Below are 19,070 nucleotides of genomic sequence, written 5' to 3'. Positions count from 1 at the left end.
GGGTCTTTATAGAGTTACTGAGTTACTGCGCGCTGCCGTGGGCGGCGGCGTGCTGCGCGAAATACGCATCGGCGGTCGCGAGGAAAGCGTCTTTCTGCGCCTGCGGCAGGAAGGCGGCAATGAAACCGTTGCGCGCCAGGCGCTGCGCGTGGGACAGGCCCAGCGGCAAGGCATCGAAGATGGCGTCGAAATTGTCGTTCATGTAGCCGCCGAAATACGCGGGATCGTCCGAGTTCACCGTCACCAGCAGGCCCGCGTCGAGCAGTTGCACCAGGTTATGGTCATGCATCTGGTCGAACACGCGCAGCTTGGTGTTCGACAGCGGGCACACGGTCAGCGCGACCTGTTCGCGCGCCAGGCGGGCCGTCAGTTCCGCGTCTTCCAGGCAGCGCACGCCGTGGTCGATGCGTTCGACTTGCAGGTCGTCGAGCGCCGTGCGGATGTAGGCAGGCGGGCCTTCCTCGCCCGCGTGGGCCACCAGGTGCAGGCCCAGCTCGCGGCAGCGGGCAAACACGCGCGAGAATTTCTCGGGCGGGTTGCCCACTTCCGAGGAATCGAGGCCGATGCCGATGAACTTGTCGCGGTGCGGCAAGGCGTCTTCCAGGGTCTCGATGGCTTCCGCTTCGCTCAAATGGCGCAGGAAGCACAGGATCAGGGCCGCGCTGACGGGGCTGTCCTGGCAGGCGCGGTAGATGCCGTTGATCACGTCGGCGATGGGCACGCCGCGCGCCGTGTGCGTTTGCGGGTCGAAGAATATTTCCGTGTGCAAGACGTTATCGGCCTCGGCGCGCAGCAGGTAGGCGCGCGTCATGTCGTAGAAATCCTGCTCTTTCAAGAGCACGCTTGCGCCAGCGTAATAAATGTCGAGAAAAGACTGCAAATCCGTAAAAGCATAGGCGCCGCGCAAGTGTTCCACCGATTCATAGCCCAGTGGCACGCCATTGCGTTCGGCCAGTGCGAAAATCAATTCCGGTTCCAGCGAGCCTTCGATATGGATATGCAGCTCGGCCTTCGGCATGCCGCGTACGATCGCGCGCAATTGTGGGTTCATCATGGGTGTTCCTTATAGGGTGTCGATAACAATGCTGGCAGGCGCGCGGGGCGCACAGGGCCATCAAACATGCAGGCATCTTAGCGCAAGATGGCCCGCCTCACCGGCGCCCGGGCGCCACGGCGCTGGCTGCGGCAGCGCCATGGCCGGCACCGGCACGCACCAGCGAATTGTCGTATGATGGTTAAAAAGGCACAAAAAGGTTCATTGAAATCGCTGGAAAATTTGATGTTTTATCCAATTAAATCAACAATTTACAAACAAGTATTAAGGATATGCTGACATATCTTTTGACTTCCTGATCCTTTAGAGCAATAATAAATTTCATGGGGTAAAAGTAGGTGCAACAAGCGCTATCAACAGTGAAAAAAAGCCGGCTGGCCACGTCAGCACACGGCATCAAGCGCCAGTTTTTTGGTCCGGGCAATCCGGACTCGCAAAGACAGCCGGGCTTGAAACAACAATAAAAATCGATACGGGGTACAGGAAAAGTTCAGACGGCAAGCCCAGGCGAGTGGCAGGCGGGCGGCCATGGTGACTGGCAGTTCAGGTTTACATTAAAGGACATTGACATGACCATTTTTGATAACTATGCAGCACGCTACGAGCGCACCCGCGAAGAGGAAATGTCGCTCACCGAGTACTTGGCCCTGTGCAAGAAGGACAAGCTGACGTATGCCAGCGCGCCCGAACGCATGCTGGCCGCCATCGGCGAGCCGCAGCTGGTCGACACGCGCAACGATACGCGCCTGTCGCGCATCTTCGCCAACAAGATCATCAAGATCTACCCCGCCTTCCGCGAGTTCTACGGCACCGAGGAAGTCATCGAGCAGGTGGTCTCCTACTTCCGCCACGCGGCGCAAGGCCTGGAAGAACGCAAGCAGATCCTGTATTTGCTGGGGCCTGTCGGCGGCGGCAAGTCGTCGATCGCGGAAAAGCTCAAGTCGCTGATGGAACACGTGCCCTTCTATTGCCTGAAAGGCTCGCCCGTCAACGAATCGCCGCTGGGCCTGTTCAACGAGGAAGAGGACGGCACCATCCTGGAAGAGGATTACGGCATCCCCCGCCGCTACCTGCGCAACATCCCCAGCCCGTGGGCCGTCAAGCGCCTGCATGAATACAATGGCGACATCAACCAGTTCCGCGTCGTCAAGCGCTATCCATCCGTGCTGAAACAGATCGCCATCTCGAAAACGGAACCGGGCGATGAAAACAACCAGGATATTTCCTCGCTGGTGGGCAAGGTCGACATCCGCAAGCTGGAAGACTATGCGCAGGACGACCCGGACGCCTACAGCTATTCGGGCGGCCTGTGCCTGGCCAACCAGGGCCTGATGGAATTCGTGGAAATGTTCAAGGCCCCCATCAAGGTGCTGCACCCCTTGCTGACGGCCACGCAGGAAGGCAATTACAAGGGCACGGAAGGTTTCGGCGCCATTCCGTTCGACGGCATCATCCTGGCCCACTCGAACGAGTCGGAATGGAAGACGTTCAAGAACAACCGCAACAACGAGGCGTTTCTTGACCGTATCTATATAGTCAAGGTGCCGTACTGCCTGCGCGTGTCCGATGAAATCAAGATCTACGACAAGCTGGTGGCCAACTCCTCGCTGGTCAAGGCCCCGTGCGCGCCCGGCACCCTGCGCATGATGGCGCAGTTCGCCATCCTGTCGCGCCTGAAAGACCCGGAAAACTCCAGCATCTTCTCGAAGATGCTCGTCTACGATGGCGAAAACCTCAAGGATACGGACCCGAAAGCCAAGTCCATGCACGAATACGTCGATTACGCGGGCGTGGACGAGGGCATGAACGGGCTGTCGACGCGCTTTGCCTTCAAGATCCTGTCGAAAGTGTTCAACTTTGACAATTCCGAAGTGGCCGCCAATCCTGTGCACTTATTATATGTACTGGAACAGCAGGTCGAGCGCGAGCAGTTCGCGCCGGAACTCGAGCAGCGCTACTTCTCCTATATAAAAGAGCACCTGGCGCAGCGCTATGTGGAATTCATCGGCAAGGAGATCCAGACGGCTTACCTGGAAAGCTATTCGGAATACGGCCAGAACATCTTCGACCGCTACGTGACGTTTGCCGATTTCTGGATACAGGACCAGGAATACCGCGATCCGGACACGGGCGAAAGCTTCGACCGCGAATCGCTGAACAATGAACTCGAGAAGATCGAGAAGCCGGCGGGCATTTCCAATCCGAAAGACTTCCGCAATGAAATCGTGAATTTCGGGCTGCGCGCGCGGGCGTCGAACGGCGGCAAGAATCCCGCCTGGACCAGTTATGAAAAGTTCCGCACCGTGATCGAGAAGAAAATGTTTTCGAATACGGAGGAATTGCTGCCCGTGATTTCCTTCAATGCCAAGGCCAGCGCCGACGATGCCAACAAGCACGCCGACTTCGTGGCCCGCATGGTGGAAAAAGGCTACACGGCCAAGCAGGTACGCCTGTTATGCGAATGGTACTTGCGCGTACGCAAGTCATCCTAGCGCGGACAGCGGGCGCGCTCCCGTCCGGCGACGGGCGGGGCGCGCAAGACGAGAAGCAAGGAGGCACCCTTTGACATACCTCATCGACAGGCGCTTGCAAAGCAAGAACAAATCCGCCGTCAACCGCGAGCGTTTCCTGCGGCGTTACAAGGGCCAGATCAAGGATGCCGTGGGGCGCGCCATCAAGGGGCGCTCGATCACGGACGTCGAGAATGGCGAGAAGGTCAGCATCCCCGTCAAGGACGTGGGCGAACCCGCGTTCGGCCACGCGCATGGCGGCGTATGGGAAGTGGTCAATCCCGGCAACAAGGAATACCTGAAAGGCGACCAGATCGCCCGCCCGAAAGGTGGCGGTGGCGGCGGACGGGGCAAGGCGGGCAATAGCGACGAGACGACGGAAGACGACTTCATCTTCGAATTGTCGCGCGAAGAATTCATGAATTATTTCTTCGAGGACCTGGAGTTGCCGCACATGGTGAAAACCCAGCTGACGGCCACGACGGAGTTCAAGAACCAGCGCGCCGGCTACAATATGTCGGGCACGCCATCGAACATCCATGTGCTGCGTTCCCTGCGCGGCGCGCTGGGCCGACGCATCGCCGTCGGCGGCGGCGCCCGCAAGCAACTGGCGCGCGCCGAGGAAGAGCTGGCCGAACTGCTGCACGAAGGCGTGCCCGACAGCGATCCCCTCGTGGTGGAATTGCGCCGTTTGATCCACCACCTGCACACGCGCCTGCTGGCCATCCCCTTCATCGACCCGTTCGACTTACGCTACAGCAACCGCATCAAGGTGCCCAAGCCCATGACGCAAGCCGTGATGTTCTGCATCATGGACGTGTCCGGTTCCATGGACGAGTCGCGCAAGGATACGGCCAAGCGCTTCTTCATCCTGCTGTATCTGTTCCTCAAGCGCGCCTACGACAAGATCGAGGTGGTCTTCATCCGCCACCATACGGCCGCGGCGGAAGTGAGCGAGCATGAATTCTTCAATTCGCGCGAGTCGGGCGGCACCGTCGTGTCTTCCGCCTTGCACTTGCTCAATACCATCATCGACGAACGCTATGGCGCCGGGCAGTGGAACAGCTATGTGGCGCAGGCGTCCGACGGCGACAACTGGGACAACGACTCCGTGCTGTGCCGCCAGTTGCTGATCAACACCATCATGCCCAAGGTGCAGTACTACACCTATGTCGAGATCACGGACGGCCCGCAGCAAAACCTGTGGGAGCAGTACGCGGGCGTGCTCGACCACCACGCCCATTTCGCCATGCAAAAGATCGTCACGCCGGCCGATATCTACCCGGTCTTCCGCGAACTGTTCAAGAAACAGGTGAAATGATGAGTGCAGCCTTTGACCGCGCCAGCAACACCCCGGGCGAACCGTTCGTGCGCCTGCGCCATCCGAACGCCCTGCCCGAGCAGTCGGAATGGACGTTCGAACTGATCGAGCAAATCCACGAGGAAATCCGCCGGGTGGCGAAACAGTTCGGCCTCGACACCTATCCGAACCAGCTGGAAATCATCACGGCCGAGCAGATGATGGATGCCTACACCTCGGTCGGCATGCCCGTCTCGTACAACCATTGGTCGTTCGGCAAGCATTTCCTGTCGACCGAGAAAAGCTACAAGCGGGGGCAGATGGGCCTGGCCTACGAGATCGTCATCAACTCGAACCCGTGCATCGCCTATTTAATGGAGGAAAACAGCCTGACCATGCAGTCGCTGGTGATCGCGCATGCGGCGTACGGCCACAACTCCTTCTTCAAGGGCAACTATCTGTTCCGCGCCTGGACGGATGCGGACGCCATCATCGACTATATGGTGTTTGCCAAGAATTACATCAGCGAATGCGAACAGCGCCATGGCGTCGACGCCGTGGAATTGCTGCTCGATTCCTGCCACGCCATCCAGAACTATGGCGTGGACCGCTACAAGCGCCCCGCGAAACTGTCGATGGCCAAGGAATATGCGCGCCAGAAGGAGCGCGAAGAATACGTGCAGTCGCAGATCAACCAGCTGTGGCGCACCCTGCCCCGGCGCGACGAGGACGAGGACGACGGCGAACAGCGCAAGGCGGCGCCCCGCTTTCCGCCCGAACCCGAGGAAAACCTGCTGTACTTCATTGAAAAGTATGCGCCGTTGCTGGAACCCTGGCAGCGCGAGATGGTGCGCATCGTGCGCAAGATATCCCAGTACTTCTATCCGCAGCGGCAAACCCAGGTGATGAACGAAGGCTGGGCCACGTTCTGGCACTACACGATACTCAACCAGCTGTATGACGAAGGCGTGGTGGGTGACGGCTTCATGATGGAGTTTCTGAAAAGCCATACCAACGTGGTCTACCAGCCGCCCATCGACAGTCCCCATTACAGCGGTATCAACCCGTATGCGCTCGGTTTTGCCATGATGAGCGACATCCGCCGCATCTGCGAGCACCCGACCGACGAAGACCGCGCCTGGTTCCCCGACATGGCCGGCACCGACTGGCGCAAGAGCCTGGACTTTGCCATGCGCAATTTCAAGGATGAAAGCTTCATCGCCCAGTACCTGTCGCCCCAGCTGATCCGCGAATTCCATTTCTTTGCCGTGCTCGACGACGACAAGAATGAGAAACTGGCCATTTCCGCCATCCACGACGATGCCGGCTACCGCTACGTGCGCCAGCAGCTGGCCGAGCAGTACAACCTGGGCAACCGCGAGCCCAACATCCAGGTCTGGTCCGTCAATACGCGCGACGACCGCGCACTGACCTTGCGCCATACCCAATTCCAGCGCCGTCCATTGAACCAGCAGGCGGCGGAAGTGATCAAACACGTGGCAAGGCTATGGGGCTTCGATGTGCACCTCGATACGGTCGATCCCGAGGGCGTGGTCCTGGGCACCTTGAATTGCCGGCGCGAGAAGCGCAACCGGCGCGACGATCCGCCGGCACGGCCATAACATGATCTTCTTGGCAAGAATTTTAGCAAGAATATAAGCGCATCCTATGCCTACATAGGAATTCAATATGGCCTGGCGGCGTCAAAACGGCCGCCGGGGCCGTCTTTTTTGACCTGGATGAAGTTCCTTTCGCACCCGTTTGGTGCGTGTGCAAGGCTAAGTGGTCTGGTTCCGAGGCAAAACATTTCCAAAAAGAAAGATTTTCCTCCAAATTTAGCAGTTTCCATATTGAATATCACGAAATATAATTCCGCCATATGGGCACATGGAAGAACTTAGCAGTAGTAGCCCAAAACGGCTGTAAAAAACAGATAAGACCGCCTTTTTTTATGTCCGAAAGCGTGCAAAGATGACATAAGCAAGTACGTTTTCAGGGCGCAAAAGCGCCAAAAATTTAACCGGTTTTAGGCGTTAAAAATCTGTGTAAAATAAAGAATTCGTATGTATAATTCGGCGACGTCCCGGATACGGCTGGAGCTTTGTGTCGTCATTTTGGGGTTCAGTTGCAAGACAAGAGATGGTATTTGGAGAAAGCAGGCATGAATTTTTCGAACGAGAAAAGTCCCAAGAACTACACAGGCATAACTGTCGTTGTCCTGCTGCACGTTCTCGCGGCTTACGGGATCGCGACGGGCTTGGGCAAGCGGTTAGTTACCAAAATGATGGAACCGGTTGAAACCAAGATTATCGAGGAAGTCAAACCGCCTCCACCGAAGGATCTTCCACCGCCACCACCGCCGCCAGAAATGAAGGCGCCACCGCCGCCATTCATTCCGCCAGTCGAGGTGAACGTGCAGCAGCCGCCACCACAACAGAACGTGATTGCAAATACGACTGCTGTGAAGCCAGCCACGAATGTATTGGCACCGCCAGCACCGCCTGCACAGCCTGCGCCAACTCCTGGACCAGCCAAATCGGTGCGTACGCCGGCCGTGGTTGACTTCAGTGTCTGCGAAAAACCGGCTTATCCAAAGTCGTCGCAGCGCAATGAGGAAACCGGTGTGGTGACACTGTCGTTCCTGATCGGTGTAGACGGCAAGGTCGCTGATTCGAAGATCGTGAAGTCCAGCGGCTTCAGAGACCTGGACAAAGCTGCGGTGCAAGGTATCAGCCGCTGTACATTTAAGCCGGCAACAGTAGACGGCAAGCCGGAACAAGGCTGGCAGCAAATGCAATACGTTTGGTCGCTGGATTAAAACCCGAGACAGTTATCCCCTGTCTCACACCATGATTTCGTTGTCATTACGTTCAGCGATCTGTTATTTTTAATTTTGGAGGAAGCATGTTTAAGAATACCCGTTTGTCCGCATTTTTTGCCGCGGTTCTGTTGTCCGTCACCGCTACTACCGCTCTGGTAGCAGCACCGGCATTCGCTGACGCGCCAGCATCGGCTGCCGCTTCGGCTCCTGCGGCAGACGCTGCACCAGCACCAGCTGCCGCAGATGCAGCCGCTCCAGCAGCAGACGCAGCAGCTCCAGCCGCTGACGCAGCCGCTCCAGCCAAAACCGAAGAAGTGCACAACCCGTTCGGCCTGTCCGCAGTATGGGACGGCGGTTTCGTGCCACGCGCTACCCTGATCATCCTGTCCATCATGTCGATCGGCAGCTGGTACATCATCATCACGAAACTGCTGGATCAAATGAAGATCTTCAAGCAAGCCAAAGAAGCCGCTTCCAAATTCTGGAAAGCTCCTTCGATCGCTGCTGGTTCGGCAACCCTGAGCGAAGGCTCGCCATTCCGCTTCATCGCTGAATCGGGCACCAAAGCAACGGCTCACCATGACGGCGCCCTGCTGGAACAGATCGACCTGTCGACCTGGGTGACGATGTCGATCCAGCGCGCTTCGGACAAAGTCCAATCGCGTCTGCAAGATGGCCTGTCGTTCCTGGCAACCGTTGGTTCGACCGCACCGTTTATCGGTCTGTTCGGTACCGTTTGGGGTATTTACGGCGCGCTGACCGCTATCGGCATGACCGGTAACGCATCGATCGACAAAGTTGCAGGTCCAGTTGGTGAAGCACTGATCATGACCGCTTTCGGTCTGCTGGTCGCCGTTCCTGCCGTTCTGGGTTACAACTGGCTGGTTCGTCGTAACAAATCCGCAATGGAAGACATCCGCTCGTTCAGCGCCGACGTTCACTCGGTTCTGGTTTCCGGCGTAATGTCGACCAGCGAAGCTGGCCGTGCTGCCGGCGCTAAAAAGATCGGATAAGAATCATGTCGATGTCCGTCGGCTCCGACAGCGGAGATGAAGATCAAGTAATGTCAGAAATCAACACGACGCCGCTCGTCGACATCATGTTGGTTTTGCTGATCATTTTCTTGATCACGAGTCCGGTTGTCCTCAAGCTGCAGAAAATCGATCTGCCGATTGAGGCCAATCAAGCCCTGCAAACCAAACCAGAGAACGTTAACATCGTTGTTAACAAGGACGGCGAGATCTACCTGGGCCAGACCAAACTGAAAGACACGAACGAACTGTTCGATTATCTTAAAGTTGAAGCAGTGAAAGTACCGCAGCCGGAAGTACACGTTCGTGGCGACCAAGAAACACGCTACGAATCGATCGGCCGGGTTATTTACACGACCCAACGTGCCGGGATCCAGAAGGTCGGCTTCATCACCGAACCACCTGACAAGGGCTGATAGCAACTGGCAGCGACGTCCCGGCAACATGGGGATGTCACTGCCGGAAGCTGACCGGGCGGTAGTTTCGCCCGGTGCTTCGTTGGACTTCTTAAAGGAAACACTATGAGTATGAATGTCGGTTCGGGAAGCGCAGCAGGCGCGGATCCGGAACCAATGATGGAACTGAACATGACGCCCCTCATCGACGTGATGCTGGTGCTGATTATCATGTTGATCATCACGATTCCTAAGCAAAACCACTCGGTGAACTTGAACATGCCGGTCGGCACCCCGCCGCCACCGACAACCGAACCAGTGGTCGTCACCATCGATGTCGATTTTGACGGTACGATCCTGTGGGACAATCAGGTCATTCCTGACCGCGCTTCGCTGGAAGCCAAGCTGAGCAACGTTGCTGCGCAAGCAGACCAGCCGGAAGTGCATCTGCGTCCGAACAAGCTGGTGGAATACAAAGTCGTCGCCGGTGTGATGGCGTCGGCGCAGCGTCTGGGCGTGACCAAAATCGGTCTGGTCGGCAACGAACAATTCCAGTAAGCTGCAGCAATCAGGTTCTCTTTACATCCGAATAGGCAGGACTTCCTGCCTATTCGCTTTTTACTGAAAGACTTTCTTATGTCCAAGTTTCGTCTCGCTCATCTCGGCCTCGTCATGGCCGCTATCGGTTTTACCGCAGCAACTCCCGTAATCGGCCTGGGCTCGCTGGCATACGCCGCGGACACCGTGCGTGCCGAAGTGGGCAAGCCACTGCAAGAAGCGCAGAAACTCGCTAGCAGCGGCAAAAACAAGGAAGCGCTGGCCAAGCTGCGCGAAGCTGACAGCGTCGGCGGCAAGACTGCCTTTGAAAGCTACCAGATCGAACGCGTACGCGCTTCGGCCGCTGCTGGCGCCGGCGATACCGGTGCCGCCATCAAGGCCTTTGAAGCCGTCATCAATTCGGGCCGCCTGAGCGCCGCCGAATCCCCCAAATTCACGCAAGGCCTGGCCGGCATGTACTACCGCGCCAAGGACTGGCCGAACGCCATCACCTGGTTCAACCGCTCTCTGAAAGACAAGGACGATCAGCAAACGCGCGACTACCTGATCCAGGCCTACTATTCGAGCGGCAACTACGCGGCGGCAGCGAAAGAACTGCAAGCACGCGGCGGCAACTCGGAAGCGAGCCTGCAAATGCTGGCCAACATCCAGTTGAAGCAGAACGACAAGGCCGGCTACGTGGCCACCCTGGAAAAACTGGCTGGCAGCTATCCAAAGACCAGCTACTGGGCCGACCTGCTGAACCGCGTTTCGGGCAAGCCTGGCTTCTCGCAACGCCTGGGCCTGGACGTACAGCGCCTGCGCCTGGCCAATGGCCTGTTCACCAAGCCGTCCGAATACATGGAAATCAGCCAGCTGGCCTTGCAAGCAGGCAATCCGGGTGAAGCGCTGAGCATCATCGACCAGGGCTACAAAAAAGGCGTGCTGGGCACGGGCGCCGATGCGCCGCGTCACCAGCGCCTGAAAGACCTGGCCCTGAAAACCCAGGCTGACCTGAAAGCCAGCGCTGCCAAGTCGGAAGCGGAATACGTGAAGAACAAGGACGCCGACAGCTTGAGCAAGCTGGGCTTTGCTTTGGTCTACGACGGCCAGGCCGACAAGGGCCTGGGCTTGATGAACGATGCCGTGAAACTGGGCACTGCCAAGTATCCGGAAGAAGCCAAGCTGCACCTGGGCATCGCTTACATTCACGCTGGCAAGAAAGCCAATGCCACGACGGCATTCAAGGCCGTCAAGGGTACGGATGGCGCGGCTGACCTGGCCCGTTACTGGACCTTGATGAACAAGTAATCGACATCGGACCCAGGCGGCGGCTGCTTGCCGCACCCGGGTTCGACGTTGAGAGTGCATTGAATCAGCACTGAAGCGTTGCCAGCTCACCCGCTGGCAACGCTTTTTGTTATTTCAGCAGTGAAATTCGCCCTGCGCCCGCCCTGCCGGGTGTGCATCCCTGAAACAGTCCGTATAATCCCCCTTTTGGCACAGTTTTTCATCAGATTCCTATGAAGGTATTCCGCGGACTTCCCAATGCCCAGGCACGAGCGCCTTGCGCTCTGACCATCGGCAATTTTGACGGTGTCCACATCGGCCATCAAGCCTTGCTGGCGCGCGTGCGCGGCGCGGCGACCGAACTCGGCATTGAAGCGGCCGTGATGACGTTCGAACCGCATCCGCGCGAATTCTTCGCGCAGCGCGCGGGCGACCTGTCGAAGGCGCCGCAACGCATCGCCAACCTGCGCGACAAGCTGCAATCGCTGGACGACGCCGGCATCGACCGCGTCGTCGTCGAGCACTTCAGCGCCCAGTTCGCCGCCTTGACGCCGCAGGAATTCACGGAAAAAGTCCTCGTCGACGGCTTGCACGTGAAGTGGCTGATGGTGGGCGACGATTTCTGCTATGGCGCCCGGCGTGCCGGCGACGTGGCCATGCTGCAGGAAGCGGGCCGAAAGTATGGTTTCCACGTGGAAACCTTGCCGACGGTGATGAATGGCAGCACGCGCATCTCGTCTTCCGCCGTGCGCCTGGCCCTGGCTGCCGGCGATTTCCCCCTGGCGACGCAGTTGCTGGGCCACCCGTACGCCATTTCCGGCCATGTGATCCACGGTCAGAAGCTGGGCCGCACCCTGGGTTTCCCCACCTTGAACCTGCGCGTGGCGCACCGCCCCGCCCTGTCCGGCGTCTTCATCGTGCAGGTGCACGGCCTGGCGCCGCAGCCGCTGCCCGCCGTGGCCAGCCTGGGCGTGCGCCCCACGGTCGACGACAGCGGCCGCGTCTTGCTGGAAGTGCATCTGTTTGATTTCGCCCAGTCCTGCTACGGCAAGCTGGTGCGCGTGGAGTTTCTGGAAAAGCTGCGCGACGAAGAAAAGTACGACGACCTGCCCACCCTGACGGCCGCCATCGAGCGCGACTCGAACCAGGCGCGCGCTTATTTCGAACAGCGCAGCGGTGCCATTACGGCCACCGACCGAATTTGACGCCGGCCAACTCCGCCGCCTGGCGGCTCCTGCCGCCGCAAACCATTCAATATCATTAAAGAAGATTATGTCCGATCAAAACAAGCCAGCCACGCCCAAGCAGAACAAGAAGCCTGAAAGCAAATATCCGGTCAACATGACGGAAACCCCGTTCCCCATGCGCGGCGACATGGCCAAGCGCGAGCCGCAATGGGTACAGCAATGGCAAGACAAGAAAATCTACGAGCGCGTGCGCAAGGCAGCTGCCGGCCGTCCGAAATTCATCCTGCATGACGGCCCGCCGTACGCGAATGGCGACATCCACCTGGGCCACGCCGTCAACAAGATCCTGAAGGACATGGTCGTCAAGTCGCGCTCGCTGTCCGGCTTCGATGCGCCCTACGTGCCGGGCTGGGATTGCCACGGCATGCCGATCGAGATCCAGATCGAAAAACTGCACGGCAAGAACCTGCCGACGGCCGAAGTGCTGGAAAAGGCCCGCGCCTACGCCAACGTGCAGGTCGAGCGCCAGAAGAAGGACTTCATCCGCCTGGGCGTGCTGGGCGAGTGGGACAACCCGTACCTGACGATGGCGCACGGCAACGAAGCGGACGAACTGCGCGCGCTGGGCAAGCTGCTGGAAAAAGGCTACGTCTACCGCGGCCTGAAACCCGTCAACTGGTGCTTCGACTGCCAGTCGGCGCTGGCCGAGGCGGAAGTGGAATACGCGGAAAAACGCGATCCTGCCATCGACGTCGGCTTCAAGTTCGCCGAGCCGGAAAAACTGGCGGCTGCCTTCGGCCTGCCATCGCTGCCGACCGATAACGGCTTCATCGTCATCTGGACCACCACGCCGTGGACCATCCCGTCGAACCAGGCGCTGAACGTGCACCCGGAAGTCAAGTACGCGCTGGTGAAAGCCGAGCGCGATGGCCAGCCGCTGCTGCTGATCCTGGCGCAGGACCTGGTCGTGGCCAGCCTGGCGCGCTTCAAGCTGGACGGCACGACCATCGCCACCTGCGACGGCGCAGCCCTGGCCGGCATCAGCTTCCGCCACCCGCTGCATGCCAGCGATGCGTTCTACGACCGCCTGTCGCCCCTGTACCTGGCCGAATACGTGACCACGGAAAGCGGCACGGGCGTGGTGCACTCGGCGCCCGCCTACGGCCTGGACGACTTCATCTCGTGCAAGGCGCACGGCATGAAGGACGACGACATCATCAAGCCCGTCATGGGCGACGGCAAGTTCGCCTCCACCCTGCCGCTGTTCGGCGGCATGACCATCTGGGAAGCGTCGAAGCCGATCTGCACCGCCCTGCGCGAAGCGGGCGCGCTGTTCGAAGTCAAGATGTTCGACCACAGCTACATGCATTGCTGGCGCCATAAGACGCCGATCATCTACCGCGCCACCTCGCAGTGGTTCGCCGGCATGGACGTGACGCCGAAGGACGGCGGCGCGACCCTGCGCGAGACGGCACTGCAAGGCATCGCCGACACCGAGTTCTTCCCGGACTGGGGCCAGGCACGCCTGCACGGCATGATCGCCAACCGTCCCGACTGGACCCTGTCGCGCCAGCGCCAGTGGGGCGTGCCGATGGCCTTCATCGTGCACAAGGAAACGGGCGACCTGCATCCGCGCACGCCGGAATTGCTGGAGCAAGTGGCCAAACTGATCGAGAAGGACGGCATCGAGGCCTGGCAGGCGCTGGACTTGAAAGACCTGATCGGCGACGAAGCGGCCATCTACGCGAAGAACAAGGACACCCTGGACGTGTGGTTCGATTCCGGCGCCACGCACCAGACGGTGCTGGGCGGCCCGCAGGCGCACGGCTCGCACTCGACGCAGCTGCAATTCCCAGCCGACCTGTACCTGGAAGGCTCGGACCAGCATCGCGGCTGGTTCCACTCGTCGCTGCTGGTGTCGTCGATGCTGAACGGCCGTCCGCCATATAAAGCCCTGCTGACGCACGGCTTCACGGTCGATGGCGAAGGCAAGAAGATGTCCAAGTCGCTGGGCAACACGCTGGCGCCGCAAAAGATCTCGGACACCCTGGGCGCGGACATCCTGCGCCTGTGGATCGCCTCGACCGACTACACGGGCGAGCTGTCGATCTCCGACGAGATCCTCAAGCGCGTGACGGAATCGTACCGCCGCATCCGCAACACCCTGCGCTTCCTGCTGGCGAACACCTCGGACTTCAATCCGGCCACGGACGCCGTGCCGGTGGCCGAACTGTTCGAAATCGACCGCTATGCGCTGGCCAACATGGCGTCGCTGCAGCAGCAGATCGAGAACAACTACGCGCGCTACGAATTCCACCCGGTGGTGTCGAAGCTGCAGACGTACTGCTCGGAAGACCTGGGCGGCTTCTACTTGGACATCCTGAAGGACCGCCTGTACACCTCCGGCCTGACGTCGCACGCGCGCCGCTCGGCGCAGACGGCCCTGTGGCACATCACGCAAAGCCTGCTGCGCCTGATGGCCCCGGCCCTGTCGTTCACGGCCGAAGAAGCATGGGCCGTCTTCGCCGGACCGGAAGCGTATGCCGCCAGCGATGAAACCATCTTCACGCAAACCTGGTGGCAGCTGCCGGAAGTCCCGGACGCGGCCGGCCTGCTGGAGAAATACACGGCCCTGCGCGCCGTGCGCACGGACGTGACGAAGCAGCTGGAAGACTTGCGCACCTCGGGCGCCATCGGCTCCTCGCTGCAGGCGGAGCTGACGATCAAGGCCGCGCCGATGAAGTACAAGCTGTTGACGACCCTGGGCGACGACTTGAAATTCGTCTTCATCACCTCGCAGGCAACGGTGGCCGAAGTGGCCGACGAAGCGGCCGAAGAGGTGGTCGTGGCCGCGTCGACAGCGCCGAAGTGCGAGCGCTGCTGGCACTACCGCAGCGACGTGGGCACGGACGCCGCGCATGCCACCCTGTGCGGCCGCTGCGTCAGCAACCTGTTTGGCAAGGGCGAGGTTCGCCGCTTCGCCTAGACAGCGGCGTCAGGATCTGCTGCGCGCCGCGGTTTGCGGCCCGCGATGCGCACCGTACTGCGGTACGGCTGCGCTTCCCGGCCACAAACCACTGCCGCACGCTACGATTTAGCCCGCCGTTGTATGCTATCAGTCCCACCGCCGCCTGCTGCCAGGCGGCGGCATTATCTTCCCTGGAAAAATATGGCCACCAAAAACCGTTTTTCATCGAAATCGTCGTCCTCAGCGTCGCTGGTGCCCTGGCTGGGCATTGCCGCCATCGTCATCCTGTTCGACCAGATCACCAAGATCACCATCCTGAAAACCTTCCGCTATGCGCAGGAGATGGTCATCACCTCGTATTTCAACCTGGTGCTCGCGTATAACAAGGGCGCCGCGTTCAGCTTCCTGTCCGACCAGGGTGGCTGGCAGCGCTATTTCTTCACCGCCATCGCCCTGGGCGCGGCCATCTACATCATCTATCTGCTGAAAAAGCACGCGGGCCAGCGCATGTTCTGCTGGGCCCTGTCGCTGATCCTGGGCGGCGCGCTGGGCAACGCCATCGACCGCCTGATCTACGGCCACGTGGTCGATTTCCTCGACTTTCACTGGAAAAGCTGGGGCCATTTCCCCGCTTTCAATATCGCCGACAGCGCCATCTGCATCGGCGCGGCCCTGTTCATCATCGATGAACTGCGCCGGGTAAACAAATAAACAAGCGGGAGAACGGCATGGAATTGTCCGGCAAAAAAATCGTCCTGGGACTTTCGGGCGGCGTCGCCTGCTACAAGGCGGCGGAACTGTGCCGCGCGCTGACAAAGGCCGGCGCCTCGGTGCAGGTGGTGATGACGGATGCGGCCAGCCACTTCATCACGGCCGTGACGATGCAGGCCCTGTCCGGCCACCCCGTGCACACGAGCCAGTGGGATGCGCGCATAGCCAACAACATGGCGCATATCGATTTGACGCGCCATGCGGACGCGATCTTGATCGCGCCGTGTTCGGCCGACTTCCTGCGCAAGCTGGCGCACGGCGTGTGCGACGACCTGCTGTCGACCCTGTGCCTGGCCCGCCCCTCCCACCTGCCTTTGCTGGTGGCGCCCGCCATGAACGTGGAAATGTGGCAGAACCCCGCCACGCAGCGCAATGTGCAGCAGCTGCGCGACGACGGCATCAAGCTGTTTGGCCCGGCTGCCGGCGAACAGGCGTGCGGCGAAGTTGGCCTGGGCCGCATGCTGGAACCGGAACAGCTGCTGACGGAGCTGATCGCCGCCTTCCAGCCGAAAGTCCTGGCGGGCAAGCGCGTGCTGGTCACGGCCGGTCCCACTTTCGAAGCCATCGACCCCGTGCGCGGCATCACCAATCTGTCCTCGGGCAAGATGGGCTATGCGGTGGCGCGCGCGGCGCGCGAAGCGGGCGCCGAGGTGCTGCTCATTTCCGGCCCCACTGCGCTGGACGCGCCGTTCGGCGTGCGCCGCATCGATGTGCAAAGCGCGCAGCAGATGCATGATGCGGTGCTGGCCCACGTGGACGGCCAGCATGTCTTCGTCGCCGTCGCCGCCGTGGCCGACTGGCGCGTGGCCAACGCCAGCGAACAGAAAATGAAAAAGCAGGCTGACGGCTCCGTGCCCGAACTGCAGTTCGTGCAAAATCCCGACATCCTGGCCACCGTGGCGGCCCGCACCAACCTGGCCGGCTATCCGTACTGCGTGGGCTTTGCCGCCGAATCGGAAAACCTGGTGGAATTCGGCTCGACCAAGCGCGAGAAAAAAGGCATTCCCCTGCTGGTCGGCAATATCGGCCAAAACACGTTTGGCCAGGACGACAACACCATCATCCTGTTCGACGAAGAGGGCCATACCGTGCTGCCGCGCGCCTCGAAACTGAACCTGGCGCGCCAGCTGATTTCGGAAATCTCGAAGCGGCTCGCCAGGAACTCTCTGCTCAAATAACCCTTTTTTATACGCTTTAGTTTCAATGAAAAATATCGACATCAAGATCCTCGACGCCCGCATGCAGGAACTGCTGCCGGCCTACGCCACCCCAGGCAGCGCCGGCCTGGACCTGCGCGCCTGCATCGACGAAGCCATCACCATCGAAGCGGGCCAGACCGTGCTCATTCCCACGGGCCTGGCCATCCACATCGGCGACCCCTCGTATGCGGCCATGATCCTGCCGCGCAGCGGCATGGGCCACAAAAACGGCATCGTATTGGGGAATCTGGTAGGCTTGATCGACTCCGATTACCAGGGCCAGCTGATGGTATCGACCTGGAACCGGGGCCAGAGCGCTTTCACGCTCACCCCCATGGAACGCCTGGCGCAGCTCATCATCGTGCCGGTGCTGCAAGTGGGCTTTAACGTCGTCGAGGAATTCGGCGACAGCGAACGCGGTGTTGGCGGTTTCGGCAGCACCGGCAAACATTAACAGCGACTGACAAACCGTAGCGAGCGGATGTGAGTTGTGGCTGAGAAGCGGAGCTGTGCGAATGCACAGTGAGCATCGGAGGCCGCAAATCGCGCCGCGCAGCAGGTTTTGTCAGGCGTTACAAGAAGGAATAGTCCATGCCAGGTTTTCGCCATCTGATCTCAGCCCCAACTCCGCTGCGCCGATTGGCCACTCCCCTCCTGCTGGCCGGCGCGGCCCTGCTGGCCGGCTGCACGACGCCGGCGACGCATGTCAGCGGCCCGTTCAACGTGGTGCCGGCGCCCGACGCGCCGGCCCTGACGGCGCAGCAGAAGGCGGCGCAGGAAGAACTGGTGAAGATGGTGGCGCTGCAGGACCGCCTGTCGAAAGTCTCGGCGCCCCTGCTGATCAACAATGCGGACCTGTGCAAGACGTATGCGCGCAACCTGCTGGGCTTCACGGCGCAGAACAAATACTCGTATCCGGGCATCTATGCCGATGCGGCGCAGGCGGCGCTCGGCTACGGCGAACAGATGCAGGTATCGGGCGTGCTGCCGGGCAGCGGCGCCGCGCGCGCCGGCTTGCGCAAGGGCGACGGCCTGGTGGCTGCGGAAGGCAAGCCGCTGCCCGCCGGTCCCAAGGCGGAAGGCCCGTTCGGCGCCATCGTCGGCCCGCTGGCGTCCAAGAGCGCCAGCCTGAACATGACCATCGCCCGCGACGGCCAGCAGCAGGACCTGAAGATTCCCGTCACGCGCGCCTGCGCCTTCCGCGTCGCCCTGGGCAATGCGGACAATGTCAACGCGTATTCGGACGGCGCGCGCATCATGCTCACGCGCGGCATGGTCAATGCGGCGCAAAACGACGAAGGCATCGCCTTCGTGATCGCCCGCGAAATGGCGCACAACATCCTCGACCACGCGCGCAGCCAGCGTTCCGCCGGCACGGCCGGCAGCATCATCGACAGCCTGGGCGCCGTGCAGCCCGACGTATCGATGCTGACGGGCGCCGCCGGCATCAAGGCCATGCCGCAGGAACTCGACGTGCAAGCCGACACCCTGGCCATCTACCTGCTGGCGCGCGCCGGCTACAACGTCGACAACGCCGCCAGCTTCTGGCAGCGCCTGGCCACGCAAGTGCCGGCCACGGTGGCCAACGGCTACACGGCCCTGCACCCGGGCACCAACTCGCGCATGGCGGCCATCAACCGCGCCGTCACCGACGTGCGCGCCAAGCAGGCGGCCAAGAAACCACTCAAGCCTTAATCCTGACAAAGGGAGGCGCCTGACCAAACCGTCGCGAGCGGCAGTGATTTGTGGCTAAGAAGCGCAACCGTACTCCAGTACGGTGAGCATCGCAGGCCGCAAAGCGCGACGCGCAGCAGGTTTGCTCAGGTGCCGGGGAAGTTCGGGAAATAGGTGCCCATGATCCAGGTCAGGGCGCCGCAGAACACCACGGCAAGAAACAGGACAACGAGCAGCTTGCCGAACTTGGGAATACCCTCTTCTTGCGTCTTGACTTCATTTGACATGAAAATTCTCCGCAGGGTGGTGGAACAGGTAGTATATCCACAATCT

The 19,070-nt window shown here is 60.3% G+C and carries 16 protein-coding genes; 14 read left to right on the top strand and 2 right to left on the bottom strand.

Annotation, left to right across the window (positions count from 1 at the left end; genetic code table 11):
- Positions 1-22: 22 nt before the first annotated feature.
- Positions 23-1,054: an adenosine deaminase gene (locus VPH41_RS04280; RefSeq protein WP_328569071.1), complete on the bottom strand. Its 1,032-nt coding sequence runs from the start codon at positions 1,052-1,054 to the stop codon at positions 23-25.
- A 569-nt stretch (positions 1,055-1,623) separates the two neighbouring features.
- Here VPH41_RS04280 and VPH41_RS04275 point away from each other — a divergent pair.
- From VPH41_RS04275 to VPH41_RS04210, 14 genes are all read left to right on the top strand, one after another.
- Entirely contained in the window at positions 1,624-3,546 is a 1,923-nt protein-coding gene (locus VPH41_RS04275; protein ID WP_034785249.1) for a PrkA family serine protein kinase, read from the top strand.
- 70 nt (positions 3,547-3,616) lie between these two features.
- Positions 3,617-4,885 carry a YeaH/YhbH family protein gene (locus VPH41_RS04270; protein ID WP_152259151.1) on the top strand — a complete coding sequence of 423 codons (1,269 nt, stop codon included), beginning with the start codon at positions 3,617-3,619 and terminating at the stop codon, positions 4,883-4,885.
- A complete protein-coding gene (locus VPH41_RS04265) occupies positions 4,885-6,486 on the top strand; it encodes a SpoVR family protein (RefSeq protein WP_328569614.1) in 1,602 nt (533 codons plus the stop codon). Before VPH41_RS04270 ends, VPH41_RS04265 begins: the two co-directional genes overlap by 1 nt.
- 539 nt (positions 6,487-7,025) lie before the next feature.
- Positions 7,026-7,682 carry an energy transducer TonB gene (locus VPH41_RS04260; RefSeq protein ID WP_034785244.1) on the top strand — a complete coding sequence of 219 codons (657 nt, stop codon included), beginning with the start codon at positions 7,026-7,028 and terminating at the stop codon, positions 7,680-7,682.
- Positions 7,683-7,768: 86 nt separating this feature from the next.
- Entirely contained in the window at positions 7,769-8,698 is a 930-nt protein-coding gene (locus VPH41_RS04255) for a MotA/TolQ/ExbB proton channel family protein (RefSeq protein ID WP_226941586.1), read from the top strand.
- 5 nt (positions 8,699-8,703) lie between these two features.
- Positions 8,704-9,132: an ExbD/TolR family protein gene (locus VPH41_RS04250; RefSeq protein ID WP_152285027.1), complete on the top strand. Its 429-nt coding sequence runs from the start codon at positions 8,704-8,706 to the stop codon at positions 9,130-9,132.
- A 105-nt stretch (positions 9,133-9,237) separates the two neighbouring features.
- Complete coding sequence (locus tag VPH41_RS04245) at positions 9,238-9,669, top strand: ExbD/TolR family protein (RefSeq protein WP_177886013.1); 432 nt, start codon at positions 9,238-9,240, stop codon at positions 9,667-9,669.
- Between the two features lie 78 nt (positions 9,670-9,747).
- Positions 9,748-10,959, top strand: a complete 1,212-nt coding sequence (locus VPH41_RS04240) for a tetratricopeptide repeat protein (protein ID WP_152285026.1) — start codon at positions 9,748-9,750, stop codon at positions 10,957-10,959.
- Positions 10,960-11,171: 212 nt separating this feature from the next.
- Positions 11,172-12,143, top strand: coding sequence for a bifunctional riboflavin kinase/FAD synthetase (locus VPH41_RS04235; protein ID WP_287779188.1), 972 nt, complete (start codon positions 11,172-11,174; stop codon positions 12,141-12,143).
- Positions 12,144-12,210: 67 nt separating this feature from the next.
- Positions 12,211-15,111 carry an isoleucine--tRNA ligase gene (gene ileS / locus VPH41_RS04230; RefSeq protein WP_328569070.1) on the top strand — a complete coding sequence of 967 codons (2,901 nt, stop codon included), beginning with the start codon at positions 12,211-12,213 and terminating at the stop codon, positions 15,109-15,111.
- A 183-nt stretch (positions 15,112-15,294) separates the two neighbouring features.
- A complete protein-coding gene (lspA, locus tag VPH41_RS04225; RefSeq protein ID WP_152259155.1) occupies positions 15,295-15,804 on the top strand; it encodes a signal peptidase II in 510 nt (169 codons plus the stop codon).
- Positions 15,805-15,821: 17 nt separating this feature from the next.
- Positions 15,822-17,042 carry a bifunctional phosphopantothenoylcysteine decarboxylase/phosphopantothenate--cysteine ligase CoaBC gene (gene coaBC / locus VPH41_RS04220; RefSeq protein ID WP_328569069.1) on the top strand — a complete coding sequence of 407 codons (1,221 nt, stop codon included), beginning with the start codon at positions 15,822-15,824 and terminating at the stop codon, positions 17,040-17,042.
- A 25-nt stretch (positions 17,043-17,067) separates the two neighbouring features.
- Positions 17,068-17,517, top strand: coding sequence for a dUTP diphosphatase (gene dut / locus VPH41_RS04215; RefSeq protein WP_328569068.1), 450 nt, complete (start codon positions 17,068-17,070; stop codon positions 17,515-17,517).
- Between the two features lie 137 nt (positions 17,518-17,654).
- Positions 17,655-18,758, top strand: coding sequence for a M48 family metalloprotease (locus VPH41_RS04210; protein WP_442906216.1), 1,104 nt, complete (start codon positions 17,655-17,657; stop codon positions 18,756-18,758).
- Positions 18,759-18,883: 125 nt separating this feature from the next.
- On the opposite strand, the gene VPH41_RS04205 is transcribed toward VPH41_RS04210, so the two are convergent.
- Positions 18,884-19,024: a hypothetical protein gene (locus tag VPH41_RS04205; protein ID WP_193317245.1), complete on the bottom strand. Its 141-nt coding sequence runs from the start codon at positions 19,022-19,024 to the stop codon at positions 18,884-18,886.
- Positions 19,025-19,070 lie beyond the last annotated feature (46 nt).

It is taken from the genome of Janthinobacterium sp. P210006 (assembly GCF_036231885.1).
Lineage (GTDB): Bacteria > Pseudomonadota > Gammaproteobacteria > Burkholderiales > Burkholderiaceae_D > Janthinobacterium > Janthinobacterium violaceinigrum.
Note: the sequence above shows the minus strand (reverse complement) of the source record. Positions and strands in the feature narration are given on the sequence as shown.

Excerpts from the sequence above, each read along its gene's own strand:
- VPH41_RS04245 (WP_177886013.1), top strand. The coding sequence starts at position 9,238 with ATGAGTATGAATGTCGGTTCGGGAAGCGCAGCAGGCGCGGATCCGGAA.
- lspA (WP_152259155.1), top strand. The coding sequence starts at position 15,295 with ATGGCCACCAAAAACCGTTTTTCATCGAAATCGTCGTCCTCAGCGTCG.
- VPH41_RS04210 (WP_442906216.1), top strand. The coding sequence starts at position 17,655 with ATGCCAGGTTTTCGCCATCTGATCTCAGCCCCAACTCCGCTGCGCCGA.
- ileS (WP_328569070.1), top strand. The coding sequence starts at position 12,211 with ATGTCCGATCAAAACAAGCCAGCCACGCCCAAGCAGAACAAGAAGCCT.
- VPH41_RS04205 (WP_193317245.1), bottom strand. The coding sequence starts at position 19,024 with ATGTCAAATGAAGTCAAGACGCAAGAAGAGGGTATTCCCAAGTTCGGC.
- dut (WP_328569068.1), top strand. The coding sequence starts at position 17,068 with ATGAAAAATATCGACATCAAGATCCTCGACGCCCGCATGCAGGAACTG.
- VPH41_RS04250 (WP_152285027.1), top strand. The coding sequence starts at position 8,704 with ATGTCGATGTCCGTCGGCTCCGACAGCGGAGATGAAGATCAAGTAATG.
- VPH41_RS04255 (WP_226941586.1), top strand. The coding sequence starts at position 7,769 with ATGTTTAAGAATACCCGTTTGTCCGCATTTTTTGCCGCGGTTCTGTTG.
- VPH41_RS04265 (WP_328569614.1), top strand. The coding sequence starts at position 4,885 with ATGAGTGCAGCCTTTGACCGCGCCAGCAACACCCCGGGCGAACCGTTC.
- coaBC (WP_328569069.1), top strand. The coding sequence starts at position 15,822 with ATGGAATTGTCCGGCAAAAAAATCGTCCTGGGACTTTCGGGCGGCGTC.
- VPH41_RS04260 (WP_034785244.1), top strand. The coding sequence starts at position 7,026 with ATGAATTTTTCGAACGAGAAAAGTCCCAAGAACTACACAGGCATAACT.
- VPH41_RS04240 (WP_152285026.1), top strand. The coding sequence starts at position 9,748 with ATGTCCAAGTTTCGTCTCGCTCATCTCGGCCTCGTCATGGCCGCTATC.
- VPH41_RS04275 (WP_034785249.1), top strand. The coding sequence starts at position 1,624 with ATGACCATTTTTGATAACTATGCAGCACGCTACGAGCGCACCCGCGAA.
- VPH41_RS04235 (WP_287779188.1), top strand. The coding sequence starts at position 11,172 with ATGAAGGTATTCCGCGGACTTCCCAATGCCCAGGCACGAGCGCCTTGC.
- VPH41_RS04280 (WP_328569071.1), bottom strand. The coding sequence starts at position 1,054 with ATGATGAACCCACAATTGCGCGCGATCGTACGCGGCATGCCGAAGGCC.